Here is a 14931-nt window from a genome sequence, read left to right on the forward strand (position 1 = left end):
ATCGTCCGTTCTTCATTCAAAATCTCCTCAGATATCTTGCCGAGAAAATTCTACTTTTGAACACCACTATTTTTAGGGGGGATTACCGGCGGACCTGTCAAACAAGCGGTGACTTAGTCGGCGAACAGATGCGGAGCCGTGGCGACTTCCATTGCCTGATCCGGCGAGATCGACAGGAAAGCAGCGATCTTCTCTGCATTATCTTCGGCCGGCGCGGTTTCCAGTATCCGGTAGAAGTTTGAAAACTCCGAGTCGCGAATGCGATCACTTTCGTAAACCAGATCGTTGCGAATTGTAGGCAAGAGGCGCATGAGCGTTTCCTGGCTGGTCCGCTCTCCGGCCAGACCCACGCGGCGGGCGTGTCCGATCAGATAGTCCTCGCTAAAGTGACACTCGATTTCCAACATGCGCGTTTTCGAGCGGTCCGAGAAGAAATCGTTCATAAGGTCCAGGTTCGACGGATCCATGCAGACGATCAGCCGATCGGTTTCATAATACTCAAACAGCATCCGCATCAGGGCGCGCCGGTGGCGTGTTCGTTTTTCCAGCGTCGACTGGATGCCACCAAGGTCCGGGATTTCGGTGCTTTCTTCGTTGAACAGGTACTCAATGGCCGGAACATTGGTGACTTTCCGGATCTGTTCCAGAAGACGCTTGGCCACATGCCATTTCTTGCACACCACGATCAGAAGCTCGCGTTCCCGACCCAGAGAGCTTTCGGTTTCCCAGAATCGCATTGCGAATCGCCGTCCGATTCGGCCCCGCCCGGTCAGGAACTGAAACAGGCTTAAGCCTTCGTTCGAGATCTGAAAATGCACGTCTTTTTCTGCATACAACCGACCCAGCCGGGCTTTTAGGTCCTTGGCTTCGGGGCTGATCTTGCGGGCGAACAGGAAGTCCTGACTGAGCAGCAGATCATAGTGATCGTCATAAAACGTCACCGGCATCCCGTAGTCAGAAAACATCAGGAAGGTCAGAGTGCGCGTGCTGATCTGCGTTTCCGGGATCAGATGCCGGACAAGGGTCTGGAAAAAGGTTTCATCCGGGATCCAGGTGGTGCGGAAAAACCGCATCACGTCCTTGCGTTCGCGAGTAAACTCTATGATCCGCTCAATTGTGCGGCGGCGCAGGCACCACCATTGACTGCCGATCTGAATCTGGATGTCTGCCGGGATCTCGCGCGTGAGCCCGAACTTCTGCTGCAGACGGTACGATGTATAGAACCGCCATTTTTGGGTACGTTCGTTGAAGAAGTGGCGATAAATCAGCCGCTCCTTCTTCATGCCGGTCTTTATCCAGTCGCTTTCGAGGAAATCGAAGCTTTCGACATAGTCGACATCATTGGCATCAAGGAAGTCATGGGCATATTCGGCGGTTTTGATTGCCATGCAGTCGCCCGACAGCATGTAGAAATGCGTGGCGCGGGGAAACTGATCGGCAGCGGCTTCGACGGCATGAAGCGTGGCCTGAACCAAAGACCATTCGCCCCAGCCGCACTTGATGCGTTTGCGGGCGAAGGTCACGTTCGGGTTGTCGGCCAGTGCGGACTGAATGCGGCGGAAATGCTCTGGCTTGGCGCGCGCGTCGAAATGAATCGACATAAAGTCGCCTGCAGCGGTCAGACGTTCGGCCTGCTGAATGATCGCGTCAGGATCTTTATGGCAGAGTAGGATGTACGCGATTTTTGCCATTTGGGAAACAAAGTACCTGATTTGACTGGTGTTGTTCTCATAGATAGTCGTGAACAGGCGGTGAATAAACCGCAATTTGCCGGTGATGCGCGTTGTCACGGCATTGGCCGGGGCCTGCTGGCACACTGGCCACACCTTTCCCCGTAATCTGGGCTTGGTTCAGGCCATGTGCTTTTGCTATAAAGCGCTAAAGAACAAGAAAATCAGGCAGGAGGTGCGGCAGATGGGATTCCCAGGCACGTGGATGACCGAAAGCGAAAGCTTGGTGTATCGGGTGGTCCCGAAGTGCGCCTGCTCGACCATTGGTCAGATTATGTTCTACTCAGATCATGGCAGTTTCTTTGACGGTGACATTCATGACGCCAAGTCCGGGCTGCACAAATGGGCCCTGGAGGACAGTCAAAAGAAGATCCAGCGCAACGTGCGGGACCACAAGTCGTACACCTTCACCTGTGTGCGTAACCCATATTCCCGCATCCTGAGTTCTTTCTTTGACAAGATCTGCGGTATTCAGCGCAATGGCCGTCGGTATCGCGGCAACCTTGTACCAAAGCTGGCCTATGAATACGGGATCGAAGTCGGGGGCGAAGACGGTAAGGAAGAGTTCGACCAGATTGCGAGCTTTCGCCGGTTCTTGCTGTTTGCCCGCGACACCATTCGCTGGCGACGCCCGATGGACCCGGACATCCACTGGTCTGCCGTGTCTGGCCACGTGTCCACATTCATCGCGAATGGTGGGACGTATGACAAAATTTTCTGGACTGAAGCGTTCAACGACGGGATGAACCAGGTTTTGGATGCTGTCGACACGCGCCACGCCATCAACCTGAAACAGATCCCGCGTTTTAACGAAAGCGAGGGCCATGGTCCGAAACGGGCGCATCCGGTTGAGGATTACTTCGACGATCTGTCGATGCATCTGGTCTATGAAATTTACCGACGTGATTTCGACTTGTTCAAATACGACTTCGAAAACCCGGGCAACAAGATGCCTGTGGGCGAGATTGATCTGGACGAGGTGCACGCCAAGTTGGGCGACTGATCCGCCCAGTCGGTGGCGTAGCTAAACTGAGCGCTACCGCGCATTTCTATGCGCCAAGTGGCGAGGCGACGCAGTGCGCCGGCCGACGCGTCGAAGGCTGGGCTTTCGACGCGGGCAGGTACGAGGTAAGCTGCTCTTTTGTGTCAGAGCTTGCGCGCCACAATGTATCGGCTTGGAGGTTGGGCCGGATGGTTCCCAGTTTCGATGATTTCGAAACCGGCTTTTTGGACAGCCTCTTCGAGCTCATCAATCCGGTAGAAGAAAACGGGCGGCGCCTTGCCGAGCAGGCGCATGATCGGCAGCGCTGTCCGCATTGCATGGAATTTCAATGGAAACCCGTGTTCAGGCAGGCAGATGGTCTTTGAGATAAAGTGGCCGCCGGGCTTGAGCATGGCGTGGGCGTTGGCCAGCGCGGCTGGCAAGTCCGGAACGAGGTGCAGCAGGTTCAATGCCAGAACTGCGTCATAAGCCGCCCCCTCAGAAGCCGCATCTCCAGCATCCGTTGCAACAAATTCAACATTCCCAATTCCTTGTTCCTGCGCGTTGCGTTGCCCGATTTCGAGCATCTTCGGGGAGATGTCAGTGGCGACATAGGTGTCGACAGAGCCGGCAAGAAGCAGAGCAGTTGAACCTGTACCGCTGCCGAGTTCCAGCACGTGGTCGCTGGCCCGCAGGTAAGACCGCGTGCGATCCAGTGTGTATTGATAGGCATCCTTGTCCGAGATCGGCGACGCCGCGTATTTGTCGGCGACGTTGTCCCAGAATGTAGCTGAGTTGATCATGGGGTTCTCCTTTGAGTGAGAGAATAGCCATGCGCGCATCAGGGGTGAATTGCCGAAATCCGCAGGTCTGTTATACGTTTTTGCATGAACTGGCAGGCTTCGTCCTTTGACTGGAATCGCGCGCGGGCCTTTTTGGCGACCGCCGAAGAGGGATCGTTGTCTGCGGCCGCCCGTGCTTTGGGCCAGACCCAGCCGACGCTTGGACGGCAAGTGACGGCGCTGGAAGATGAGCTTGGTGTTGTTTTGTTTGAGCGAGTCGGCAAGGGGTTAGAGCTAACGCCAGCAGGGCGTGAACTTCTGGAACATGCGCGGGCCATGCGGGATGCAGCTGGGCGGATCTCGCTTGCAGCCAGCGGGCAAGCACATGGTGTCGATGGCAAGATTTCGATCACCGCGTCCGAGGTCATGTCTGTCTATGTCTTGCCGCCAGCGTTGAAACGTTTGCGCCAGGTGGCGCCGCGTCTTGAGATCGATGTGGTTGCCAGCGACGACCTGCAGGATCTGCAGCGCCGCGAGGCGGATATTGCAATTCGACATGTGCGCCCTGAGCAGCCTGAACTTTTTGCAAGGATGGTGCACGAGGCGACGGCTTGCATCTATGCCTCGACCGAATACCTGAACCTGCGTGGGCGACCTGCGACGCTGGAAGATCTGGTGAGCCATGATTTCATCAGTTTTGGTGACAATGCGCGGATGCTGGAATTCCTTCGCCCGCTGGGCCTGCCGGTAAGTGAAGAAAACATGCGGGTCGGGTCGTCTTCCGGCATGGCTGCCTGGGCGCTGGTGCAGCAGGGGATGGGCGTCGCCATCATGTCGGACCACGTGGCACGCCAAACGCCCGGGGTGGAACGTGTCTTGGCCGGGCAGCTTGACCCGGTGCGGTTCCCGATCTGGCTGACCACACATCGTGAGCTTCACAAGTCGCGCCGCATCCGGCTGGTGTTCGATTTGCTGGCAGACTTCCTGAGTACCGAGGGGCCTTAGGCGCGAGTCCAAGGGGACCCATGTGTCGCGAAATCCGCAGGCGGTCCCTTGCGCCTGACAAAGGGCAGGCCTATCTCTGGCGGCCATGTCCAATACAAAATCTGATCCGAATTATAAGATTATCGCTGAGAACCGGAGGGCGCGGTTCGACTATGCCATCGAAGATGACATAGAATGCGGAGTGATGCTGCAAGGGTCCGAAGTCAAATCGCTGCGGGCCAATGGCGGCAACATCGCTGAAAGCTATGCCACTGTTGATGAGGGCGAACTGTGGCTGGTCAACAGCTATATCCCGGCCTACGAGCAGGCCAAGATGTTCCCGCATGAAGAGCGCCGGCGCCGCAAGCTTCTGGTCAGCAAAAAGCAACTGTCGAATATGTGGAATGCAACGCAGCGCAAGGGCATGACCCTTGTACCGCTGGTGATGTATTTCAACCACAAGGGCCTGGCCAAGCTGAAGATCGGCATCGCCAAAGGCAAGAAGGCGCATGACAAGCGCGAAACATCTGCCAAGCGGGACTGGTCGCGCCAGAAGCAACGGCTTCTTAAAGACCACAATTGAGTCTACTCTCGACCTGTATTGAACTGGCCTGACATCGCGTGCCGGTAACCCAGGTCTGTTTCGATGGGCGGGCGTCAAAGAAAACGGGTTGGGAGATCTGAATTGAAAACAACAATACTGGGTGGATTTCTGTTTCTTGTTCCGCTGGCCTTCATCGCCATCGTGCTGGGAAAAACATATCAGATCAGCATGATGGTCGCCGGTCCGCTGGATAAGATCATTCCGGTCAGCAGTATTGCTGGCATCGCATTCGTGAACATTCTGGCGATCGTGCTTTTGTTGTTGGTCTGTTTTCTGGCAGGGCTTGTTGCACGCGGCGGATGGTTCACGGGCCGGATAGAAAAGCTGGACGGTTTCCTGATTGATGTCATGCCCGGATACGCCGTGGCCAAGGGGATGATCGGCGGTGTCACGAAAGAAGACGATATTGCGGCTGTTATGGTGCCAGTGATGGTTCGGTTCGATGACTATGACCAGATCGCGTTCGAGATCGAGCGGGACGACACCCAATCGGTGATTTTTCTGCCGGGCGCCCCATCGGCATGGTCTGGATCTACAGTCGTTGTCGACATCGCCCGCGTCCGACTGCTGAACATACCGGTCCACCAGGCCGTCAAACTGATGAGGGTTCTTGGGCGCGGCAGCCTGGCGGTAAAACCTGCTCCTGTGTCTCAAACATAAGCCACCTGCAAAAGCTGCTTCGGCATCGCCGGTTGCCTGCGACGTATCCCGGACTTGCGACTCTGCCTCTGCAATAGTAGGCACAAATGAACGTGCACGCGGGGAAAATGGCTATGCAGGACGATCCGAAAACCCTTGTTTCCACAGATTGGCTGGCAGCGCACCTGAAGGATCCGGATCTGCGGATTCTTGACGGGTCGTGGTACTTGCCTCAGGCAGGGCGTGATCCAAGGGCTGAATACGAGGATGCGCATATCCCGGGTGCCCGATTCTTTGATATTGATGACGTCGCCGACCAGCGTTCAGAATTGCCGCATATGGTGCCGCCGGTTGAAAAGTTCATGTCGCGGATGCGCGCGATGGGGATTGGCGACGGGCATCAGGTTGTCGTCTATGATGGCGTCGGCGTGAATTCAGCGGCCCGGGTCTGGTGGTTGTTCAAATTGATGGGCCAGCCCAACGTTGCCGTTCTGGATGGTGGTCTACCAAAGTGGCAGGCCGAAGGGCACCCGACCGAAGACATGGCGCCTATCGTGCGCGACCGACACATGACTGTGCGGTACCAGAATGCACTGGTGCGGGACGTGACGCAGGTGTCGGCAGCCTCCAAATTGCGCGATCACGAGATCATCGATGCACGCTCGGCCGGGCGGTTTCGTGGCGAAGACCCCGAACCGCGAGATGGATTGCGTGGCGGCCATGTTCCCGGATCCAGAAACGTTCCGTTCCCCAGCCTGCTGAACGACAACGGCACCATGAAGTCGCCTGACGAATGCAAAGCCGTGTTCGAAGCCGCAGGGGTCGACTTGTCCAAGCCAGCGATCACCACCTGCGGGTCGGGTGTAACCGCCGCGATCCTCAGTCTGGCACTTGAGCGTTTGGGCAAGTCCGATCATTCACTTTATGACGGGTCATGGTCCGAATGGGGCGCCTTTGCCACCCTCCCAGTTGCAACCGGAGACGACTGATGTTCGAGAACCTTAAAGCGCAACCGACTGACAAAATCCTGGAGCTTATGAAGCTGTTCGCGGATGATCCTCGCGATCAGAAGATCGATCTGGGCGTTGGCGTTTATAAGAATGCCGAAGGCGTGACGCCAGTGATGCGAGCGGTCAAAGCCGCCGAGCAACGCGTGTGGGAAGATCAGACAACAAAAGCCTATACCAGTCTGATTGGGGATCCTGCCTTTTCGGATGCGATGATTTCCCTGATCCTCGGCGACGCGGTGCCGCGCGCCAACATTGCTGCGGCGGCGACACCCGGTGGAACCGGGGCTGTTCGTCAGGCGTTCGAACTGGTGCGCATGGCCAATCCATCGGCGCGGGTTTACGTTTCGAACCCCACTTGGCCGAACCATCTGTCCATCCTGAAATATCTGGGCATGGAGACCGTGGCCTATCGGTATTTCGACGAAGAAACCCGTGCGGTTGATTTTGGCGGCATGATCGAGGATTTGGCGACCGCAAACGCGGGCGACGTGATCCTGTTGCATGGCTGCTGTCACAACCCGACAGGGGCCAACCTGAACCTGGTTGAATGGCAGGCGGTCATCGATCTGATCAACGAACGTGGCCTGATCGCCATGGTCGATATTGCCTATCAGGGGTTTGGCGACGGTCTGGACGAAGATGCGGCCGCCACGCGACTGGTCGCCTCCAACGTGTCAGAATGCCTGATCGCAGCCAGCTGTTCGAAGAACTTCGGGGTCTATCGCGAGCGGACTGGCCTGCTGATGGCGATCTCGCAAGAGACCAGCCAGCAGGGGCTCAATCAGGGCACTTTGGCGTTTCTGAACCGTCAGAACTTTTCCTTCCCGCCCGATCATGGGGCGCGCGTTGTGTCGACGATTTTGAACGATCAGGCCTTGCGCGCCGACTGGGCCGCCGAGCTTGAGGATGTGCGTCTGTCGATGCTGGGCCTGCGGCAACAGCTGGCGGACGAGCTGCAAAAGCGGTCCGGATCTGACCGGTTTGCGTTTATCGCGCAGCACCGGGGTATGTTCTCGCGCATCGGGGCAGCCCCCGAACTGGTGATGAAACTGCGCCAAGAACATGGGATTTATATGGTGGGTGACAGCCGGATGAACATTGCCGGATTGAATGCCACCACTGTTCCTATCCTCGCGCAAGCGATTGTCGACGTCGGCATCTAAAACCTTAAGTTTTGCCATAACACCGAATCGATCTACGATTTTCAAGCGTGCCCCTTTCCCGGGGCGCGCTTTTTTTGATTGGGTTCGAAGTCTTGCAACGGCCCACTGGAGGAGATGTCCATGCTAAGATCAGGGTTTGTGTTAACTGCGGTGTTTGCTCTCTGGGCAAGCGGAGGCATCGCCTCAGAGCCGTCGTTCGATTGCGCCAAGGCCAGTAGTAGCGCGGAAGAGGCCATCTGCGCCTCAGACGATCTTGCGGCTTTGGACCGTGAAGTGTCGCGGTTATACGCGCTGGCCTCGAAGGGGCCAAACATGACCGATGATCGCTTGCAAGAGTTGCGCGCCTTCCAGCGTGGATGGGTCAAAGGGCGCGACGAGTGCTGGAAATCAGATCTGGGCCTCGAAACCTGTGTGGCCGAGGAATACGCGCTGCGTGTTCAAGAACTCCGACAGGGCTATGCCGATGCCCGATCCGAGGGCGGGCCGTCGGACGGCCCCTTCCCATATATGTGTACAGGTTTTGACGCGCTGATCGGAGCGACCTTTGTAAATGCGGGATCCCCGCGTGTGGTTCTAAGATGGCTTGATAGCTTTGCGGTTCTTCAAGCGGCCGAGGCCGCCTCTGGTGCCCGGTATCAGAACGGGAACACCGTATTCTGGACCAAGGGTGACGAGGCAATGTTCACGACACCCGACGGTGACGAGTTGACCTGCGTTCGGGACGAGATGGGCTAACCGCAAGAAAACGAAAGGAAATCAAATGGGATTTCAGGACTCAATTCGCACGTGCTTGTCAAAATATCTGACCTTTTCCGGCCGTGCCCGGCGGTCTGAATATTGGTGGTTCTTGCTGTTTGTGGCAATCGGCGGGGCCATTCTGGGCATGCTGGATGCAATGATCTTCGGTGCTCCGATGGAGCCCGGAGATACGCAGGCAAGCCCGCTTGCGACGGTGTTTCAACTGGCCATGGCAATTCCACTTCTGGCGGCGGGGTGGCGGAGATTGCATGATACGGGGCGCCCGGGTTGGTATCTCTTTATTCCGATGCTGATCTCTTTGGCTTTCGTGTTCTCGATGTTGTTTGGCGTTATGACCTTCGGTGCGATCGAAGCCGGCGGTGCGGACCCCGATGCTTTGCGTGGGCCCGCAACTGTTTTGGGGCTTACAGGGGTGATGGCTGCGGCGGTCACACAACTGATCGTGGCGATTTTGATGCTTTACTGGCTGACCCGACCCAGCCAGCCGGGCGAAAACGAGTACGGTCCAGAGCCTGTCTAACACAGCACCAACAAAAAAACCCGGGCGCGAACGCCCGGGTCAGTTGGTTCAGGTTGAGGGAAGGAGAGCTCAACCCTTGGAGAATTCCGGATAGGCTTCCATACCCAGTTCGGCCATGTCGAGACCGTTGATCTCGTCTTCTTCACCGACGCGGATGCCGACTGTTGCCTTCAGGATGAACCACAGGACGAAGCTGGCGACGAAGGTGAACACGCCGTAGGCCACAATGCCTGTCAACTGCGACATCAGGTTTGCATCGCTGTTGTAGAAGATCACAGCGATTGTACCCCAGATGCCGGCGAACAGGTGAACCGGGATCGCACCGACAACGTCATCAATCTTCAGCTTGTCGAGGAACGGAACCGCGAAGACCACGATCACACCACCAACTGCACCGATCCAGAGCGCACCGAACAGGGTCGGGGCCAGAGGTTCGGCTGTGATCGACACGAGGCCGGCCAGCGCGCCGTTCAGCACCATGGTGAGGTCAGGCTTCTTGTACAGCACCTGCGTCAGGATCAGCGCCGCGACGGAACCGGCAGCAGCGGCCATGTTGGTGTTGGCAAAGATGCGCGACACGTCAGACACGTCACCAACTGTACCCATTGCCAGCTGCGAGCCGCCGTTGAAGCCGAACCAACCCAGCCACAGGATGAACATACCCAGCGTTGCGAGGGCAAGGTTCGAACCGGGCATCGGGTGCACACGGCCGTCTTTGTATTTACCGATACGCGGGCCCAGTACGATGGCACCAGCCAAGGCAGCCCAGCCACCAACCGAGTGTACGACAGTCGAACCAGCGAAGTCAGAGAAGCCAGCTTCCGACAACCAGCCGCCGCCCCACTGCCAGGACCCAGAAATCGGGTAGAACACGCCGGTCAGCACTATCACGAAGATCAGGAAGGGCCACAGTTTGATACGTTCGGCCAGTGCGCCCGAGACGATCGATGCAGTTGCCGCAACAAACACCAGCTGGAAAAAGAAGTCCGAGCCGATCGAGGCATAATCAAGCGCCGCATCAGCCGCGCCAACGCCAACCGGGTCAAGCGATGTGGTCGAGAAAAACGGGCCAACCCAGCCTGCGATGGTCCAGCCGTCGCCAGGGTACATCAGGTTAAAGCCGATCAGCCAGTACATGATGGCGGCAAACGAAAACAGCGCGACGTTCTTGGTCAGCTGCATCGCCACGTTTTTCGAGCGCACGAGGCCGGCTTCGAGCATGGCAAAGCCCGCGGCCATGAAGAACACCAGAAAGCCTGCAACCAGGAACAGCAGGGTGGTCATGATGTAGGGGCCGATTTCATCAAAGCCCGGAGCGGCGTCCTGGGCCAGTGCCAGCGTCGGCAGCGCGGTCAGCGCGGCGGCGACGGGAAGCGTTTTGGTCAGTTTCATTGTCTGTGTTGTCCCTTGTTCGACGCAGGCTTAGAGCGCGTCTTCGTTGGTTTCGCCGGTGCGCACGCGGATCGCCTGCTGCACGTCGAGCACGAAAATCTTGCCGTCGCCGATCTTTCCCGTCTGGGCGGTCTTGGTGATGGTTTCGACGACGCTGTCGGCCATGGAGGCTGCAACGACGATTTCCAGCTTGATCTTCGGTACAAAATTCACGGCATATTCAGCGCCACGATAGATTTCGGTGTGACCGGATTGGGATCCGAACCCCTTGATTTCCGTCACCATCATGCCGCGAACGCCAGCCTCGGTCAGCGCTTCGCGGACCTCTTCCAGCTTGAACGGTTTGATTGTCGCAATGATGAGTTTCACGTTTGTCCCCTACACTCGGCAGGTTGCCCTGCAATTCGCACATGCAGAAAGACCGGGAGGAGGCGGGGAAGGAAACGGATTCGGGTGGAAAATACGGGCATCGACCAAAGAAGATGCACAATTTTTGCACAATTTTAGATAAATGGTTAATTTTTATGCAATTTGTGGACGGGAAATTCTGTCGTTTGTGGCCCTCAACAAATACGAATTCACACGTTAGTCTACGCACAAACAAAAGATCGAGCAGGATCGAACATGGCTGATTCATCGCGGCGCAAAACGCCGCTTGTGGCGGACAAGCGCTATCCAACGGATACGCGCAAGGCGAAGCCTGCCAAAACGACAGCTGGCAAACCCACCAAAACAACCAAGCCAAAAACGACGACGAAACCCAAGGCTAAACCCAAACCCAAGCCGGCTCCAAAGCGTAAAACAGCCAGCGGTGGTAAGGGCGGCGGCAAGGGCGGTGGCGGAATTCGCCGGGCGATCACCGGCCTGTTTCGCTGGATCTTGCGCGTTGTCTGGGGGCTGACTTGGCGGGTCGGAATGGTGTTTGCACTGCTGGTCGGCCTGGCTGTCGGGTTCCAGTATCTTCAGTTACCCGATTACACCGCCCAGTTGGACGGCAGGGCCCGTGGGTCGGTCACCATGACGGATCGCAATGGTCAGGTGTTTGCCTGGCGCGGCGATCAGTTTGGCGGAGTGGTCACGACCGACACCGTGTCGCCATATCTGAGCAATGCAATCATCGCGACCGAGGACAAAAGGTTCTATCGTCACTTTGGCGTCAGTCCGCGCGGTGTGGCCAGTGCCGTGCGGATCAACCTGCGCGAAGGTCGCGGGCCGTTGTCCGGCCATGGCGGGTCAACCATCACGCAACAGACAGCCAAATTGCTGTGCCTGGGCGAACCTTATGATCCGACCTCGGGTCAGACCGAAGCCCAATATGAATCCTACTGTCGGCAGGGCACGCTGTGGCGAAAGGTCAAGGAAGCCATCTATGCCATGGCGATGGAGGTCAAATACTCCAAGGATGAAATCCTCACGATCTATATGAACCGAGCCTTTCTGGGCGCGGGCGCGCGCGGGTTCGAGGCTGCAAGCCAGCGCTATTTCGGCAAGTCTTCGGCCGAGGTGTCTGCTGCCGAGGCCGCCATGCTGGCCGGGCTGCTGGTCGCACCGACACGGTATGCACCGACCAACAGCCTGACGCGCGCGCAAAACCGCGCGGGCGTGATTGTCGGTCTGATGGAAGATCAGGGATACCTGAACGAAGCGCAGGCGCGCGACGCGATCGACAACCCGGCGCAGTTGTCTGACGCCGCCGCTGCGCGGGCAGGCGGGTATTTTGCCGATTGGGTCATGTCGAGCGGCCCCGAGTATTTCACCCGAAATACGACCGAAGACGTGATCATCCGCACAACGCTGGACCAGAACCTGCAGCGCGCTGCCGAAGAGGCGATGAATTTCGTGTTTCAGGAAAAGGTGCGGTCGGGGTCAAAGGCGCAAGCCGCCATCGTGGTGATGAGTGCGGATGGTGCCGTGCGGGCGATGGTTGGCGGGCGCAAGACGCGGGTGTCGGGGGCGTTCAACCGGGCAACGCAAGCGTTGCGTCAGACGGGGTCCGCGTTCAAACCGTTTGTCTATGCAACAGCGCTGGATCTGGGGTATTCGCCGCTCGATATCGTGGTGGATGCACCCTATTGCCAGACGATTCCCGGATCGGGGCAGTGGTGCCCGAAGAACTATACCAACAAACACTATGGTCAGGTGACGTTGACCCGGTCACTACGCGACAGCCTGAACATTCCGGCGGTCAAGATCTCGGAAGATGTTGGGCGTGACAAGGTGCGGCAGGTGGCCAGCATGTTTGGCATCGACAGCGATCTGGCGGCAGGCCCAGCCCTGGCGCTTGGGGCGTCGGAAAGCACGTTGATCGAGATGACCGGGGCCTATGCGGGCATTCTGAACGGCGGGTCCGCGGTAGAGCCTTACGGCATGGTTGAACTGCGACTGGTCGAGGATGACGCGCCCTTGATGGGCGCTGAAGGCGGCATTGGCGAACGGGTGATCCGCACCGAGGCGGCAAAACAGCTGATCTGGATGATGGAAAAGGTCGTGTCAGAAGGCACCGGTACCCGCGCGGCGATCCCGGGCTGGCAAGTGGCGGGCAAGACCGGAACAACGCAAGCCACGCGGGATGCGTGGTTTGTCGGGTTCACGGCAGAATACGTAACCGGCGTCTGGATGGGATATGACGACAACACGTCGCTGACCGGTGTGACCGGCAGTGGCCTGCCGGCCGAGATCTTTCATGAAACCATGATCCGCGTGCACGAAGGATTGCAGCCGGTTCCGTTGCCGATGATGGATCCGGTGCCGCCCAGCACGCACAGCGCCAATAGCGGCAAACCGGCTACGCAAAAGAAGCCCGAGCAGGGCACGGTGATCGACCAGATCCTGCGCGATATCTTTGGCGGCGGGGGCGGCAGCAAGCCGCCCCCGCAGAGTGACCGGTAAGCTCAACTCAGCTTTTTGAGGTCTGCAATCATCTGGTCGATGTTGCCTTTGCGGCGATCCAGCATCGCTCCGATTTCGGTGCGTTCGGTCAGCAGCAGGTTCACACCTTCGATGTACATGTTGAAGAACAGATCCTTGCCGGTCCGGTCCGAGACATGGAATGTGACCTCGAACGGTGCCTGCCCGCGAAGGTACGCAAGGGTCGATACCTCGTACCAGCTTTTGACCTTGCGCACGCCGGTTACCTCAAGCTTACCACCGATAAACTCCCGGAAGCGCTTGCCATACTTGCGCGAGATGTATCCTTGGAACGCCTTTGAAAACGCTTTTTTCTGCGCTGACGATGCCCGGCGCGCGTCAACGCCCATGGCATAGGCCGCGATGTAAGATGTGTCCGAATACCGCGCAAAGATCCGTTCGAATTCTTTGTACATTCCGGATTCAGATTTACCGGACGCGATGACCTTGTTGATGTCAGCGACAAGGGCATCGATCAGTTTTTCGGCGCTGGCTTCTGTCAAAGCAAGCAGTGGTGTGGGTGCGGCGGCAGCCGCAACAACTCCGCATAGGCCTGTAGAAAAAAGGCGCCGGGTCAGAATGGGCATATCAGAATCCTTCTGTGTCGATCGCGTAGGGGTCTGTGTAAAGTTCAAGATTAGCGTCCTGGTCGTCACCTGCCAGTTCAAATCGGCGGTTTTGAAGGAACAGCAGACGCGCCTGAGCATAGCTGTCAGCGCTTTCATAAAGAATGGAATCGACCGTGTCCGAATACCGACCGCGATCCCCCATCCGGTGCACGATTTCGGCCCAGACACCAAGGTTGTCGACCGGTCGGGTCGGGGCAAAGTCGATCGGGTTGGTGAAGATATTCACAATGATGCCGACGGCATCCCGTGTCGTGGTCGGGCCATAGAGCGGCAATTCGACATAGGCGCCTTCGGAAAAGCCCCAATGATGCAGCGTCTCGCCAAAATCGGTGTCCACGGCAGGCACCCCGAATTCTGTGGCAGGGTCGGCCAGTCCGGCGAAACCGATAGTCGAGTTCAGCAGGAAACGCGCGGTGGCGTTGCCGGCCTGCTTGATATCGCCTTGCAGGATCGAATCGACGATCATGCCGGGCATCGACAGATTCTCGGCAAAATAGTTGAAGCTGTCGACCATAGGAGGTGGCACAATTGTCACGTATCCCTTGGATGCCGGGCGAAATAGAACTTTGTCGACGCCAAGGTTGAACTTGTGCATCGCGCGGTTTGTATTCTCGTAAGGATCGAAAATCTCACCCCTGGCCAGCGATTCAGCAGATTGCGTGCCGCAGGACGACAAAAACGCTGTAAGTACCAAAGACACAAACAGAAAACGAAATTGGAATATGAGCTTCATATGATATGTGTTCCGGCAGCTGTTGGCGGCGTCAAGACAACAGCCGACATGTAATCGTATCATCGAGAGTTCAAAGTTGTTGGTCATTGATTTAATG

The 14931-nt window shown here is 57.4% G+C and carries 15 protein-coding genes; 9 read left to right on the forward strand and 6 right to left on the reverse strand.

Translation table 11 applies throughout. The features are described from left to right. Window positions 1–113 precede the first annotated feature (113 nt). A complete protein-coding gene (locus FOY56_RS13570) occupies window positions 114–1691 on the reverse strand; it encodes a DUF5928 domain-containing protein (protein ID WP_146346402.1) in 1578 nt (525 codons plus the stop codon). 223 nt (window positions 1692–1914) lie between these two features. On the opposite strand from FOY56_RS13570, the gene FOY56_RS13575 reads away from it, so the two are divergent. Next, window positions 1915–2733: a sulfotransferase family protein gene (locus tag FOY56_RS13575; RefSeq protein ID WP_146346403.1), complete on the forward strand. Its 819-nt coding sequence runs from the start codon at window positions 1915–1917 to the stop codon at window positions 2731–2733. Window positions 2734–2876: 143 nt separating this feature from the next. On the opposite strand, the gene FOY56_RS13580 is transcribed toward FOY56_RS13575, so the two are convergent. Next, window positions 2877–3554, reverse strand: coding sequence for a class I SAM-dependent methyltransferase (locus FOY56_RS13580; RefSeq protein WP_342779801.1), 678 nt, complete (start codon window positions 3552–3554; stop codon window positions 2877–2879). 45 nt (window positions 3555–3599) lie between these two features. Between FOY56_RS13580 and FOY56_RS13585 the strand changes: the two genes are divergently transcribed. From FOY56_RS13585 to FOY56_RS13615, 7 genes are all read left to right on the forward strand, one after another. Then, entirely contained in the window at window positions 3600–4499 is a 900-nt protein-coding gene (locus tag FOY56_RS13585; protein WP_146346404.1) for a LysR family transcriptional regulator, read from the forward strand. Between the two features lie 85 nt (window positions 4500–4584). Continuing rightward, window positions 4585–5061, forward strand: a complete 477-nt coding sequence (gene smpB / locus FOY56_RS13590; RefSeq protein WP_146346405.1) for an SsrA-binding protein SmpB — start codon at window positions 4585–4587, stop codon at window positions 5059–5061. A 102-nt stretch (window positions 5062–5163) separates the two neighbouring features. Beyond that, window positions 5164–5742: a hypothetical protein gene (locus FOY56_RS13595; protein ID WP_146346406.1), complete on the forward strand. Its 579-nt coding sequence runs from the start codon at window positions 5164–5166 to the stop codon at window positions 5740–5742. 113 nt (window positions 5743–5855) lie between these two features. After that, window positions 5856–6710, forward strand: a complete 855-nt coding sequence (gene sseA / locus FOY56_RS13600) for a 3-mercaptopyruvate sulfurtransferase (protein WP_146346407.1) — start codon at window positions 5856–5858, stop codon at window positions 6708–6710. Beyond that, window positions 6710–7894 (forward strand): amino acid aminotransferase, encoded by a 1185-nt coding sequence (locus tag FOY56_RS13605; RefSeq protein WP_146346408.1) that lies wholly within the window; start codon window positions 6710–6712, stop codon window positions 7892–7894. Before sseA ends, FOY56_RS13605 begins: the two co-directional genes overlap by 1 nt. A gap of 120 nt (window positions 7895–8014) precedes the next feature. Continuing rightward, on the forward strand, window positions 8015–8629 hold the full coding sequence (locus tag FOY56_RS13610; RefSeq protein ID WP_246139486.1) for an MliC family protein: 615 nt from the start codon (window positions 8015–8017) through the stop codon (window positions 8627–8629). A gap of 25 nt (window positions 8630–8654) precedes the next feature. Further along, window positions 8655–9173: a DUF805 domain-containing protein gene (locus tag FOY56_RS13615; protein WP_146346410.1), complete on the forward strand. Its 519-nt coding sequence runs from the start codon at window positions 8655–8657 to the stop codon at window positions 9171–9173. Between the two features lie 69 nt (window positions 9174–9242). On the opposite strand, the gene amtB is transcribed toward FOY56_RS13615, so the two are convergent. Further along, the gene (gene amtB / locus FOY56_RS13620) at window positions 9243–10565 is read right to left on the reverse strand and encodes an ammonium transporter AmtB (RefSeq protein ID WP_146346411.1); all 1323 of its coding nucleotides are present in this window, start codon (window positions 10563–10565) and stop codon (window positions 9243–9245) included. 30 nt (window positions 10566–10595) lie between these two features. After that, window positions 10596–10934, reverse strand: coding sequence for a P-II family nitrogen regulator (locus FOY56_RS13625; RefSeq protein WP_146346412.1), 339 nt, complete (start codon window positions 10932–10934; stop codon window positions 10596–10598). A 255-nt stretch (window positions 10935–11189) separates the two neighbouring features. On the opposite strand from FOY56_RS13625, the gene FOY56_RS13630 reads away from it, so the two are divergent. Next, window positions 11190–13454 carry a transglycosylase domain-containing protein gene (locus FOY56_RS13630; protein WP_146346413.1) on the forward strand — a complete coding sequence of 755 codons (2265 nt, stop codon included), beginning with the start codon at window positions 11190–11192 and terminating at the stop codon, window positions 13452–13454. Between the two features lie 2 nt (window positions 13455–13456). On the opposite strand, the gene FOY56_RS13635 is transcribed toward FOY56_RS13630, so the two are convergent. Then, window positions 13457–14050 carry an MlaC/ttg2D family ABC transporter substrate-binding protein gene (locus FOY56_RS13635; protein ID WP_425468369.1) on the reverse strand — a complete coding sequence of 198 codons (594 nt, stop codon included), beginning with the start codon at window positions 14048–14050 and terminating at the stop codon, window positions 13457–13459. Window positions 14051–14060: 10 nt separating this feature from the next. Then, window positions 14061–14834, reverse strand: coding sequence for an MlaA family lipoprotein (locus FOY56_RS13640; protein WP_146346415.1), 774 nt, complete (start codon window positions 14832–14834; stop codon window positions 14061–14063). Window positions 14835–14931: the final 97 nt, after the last annotated feature.

Source organism: Falsiphaeobacter marinintestinus (genome assembly GCF_007923355.1).
Taxonomy (GTDB): Bacteria; Pseudomonadota; Alphaproteobacteria; order Rhodobacterales; family Rhodobacteraceae; genus Phaeobacter_A; species Phaeobacter_A marinintestinus.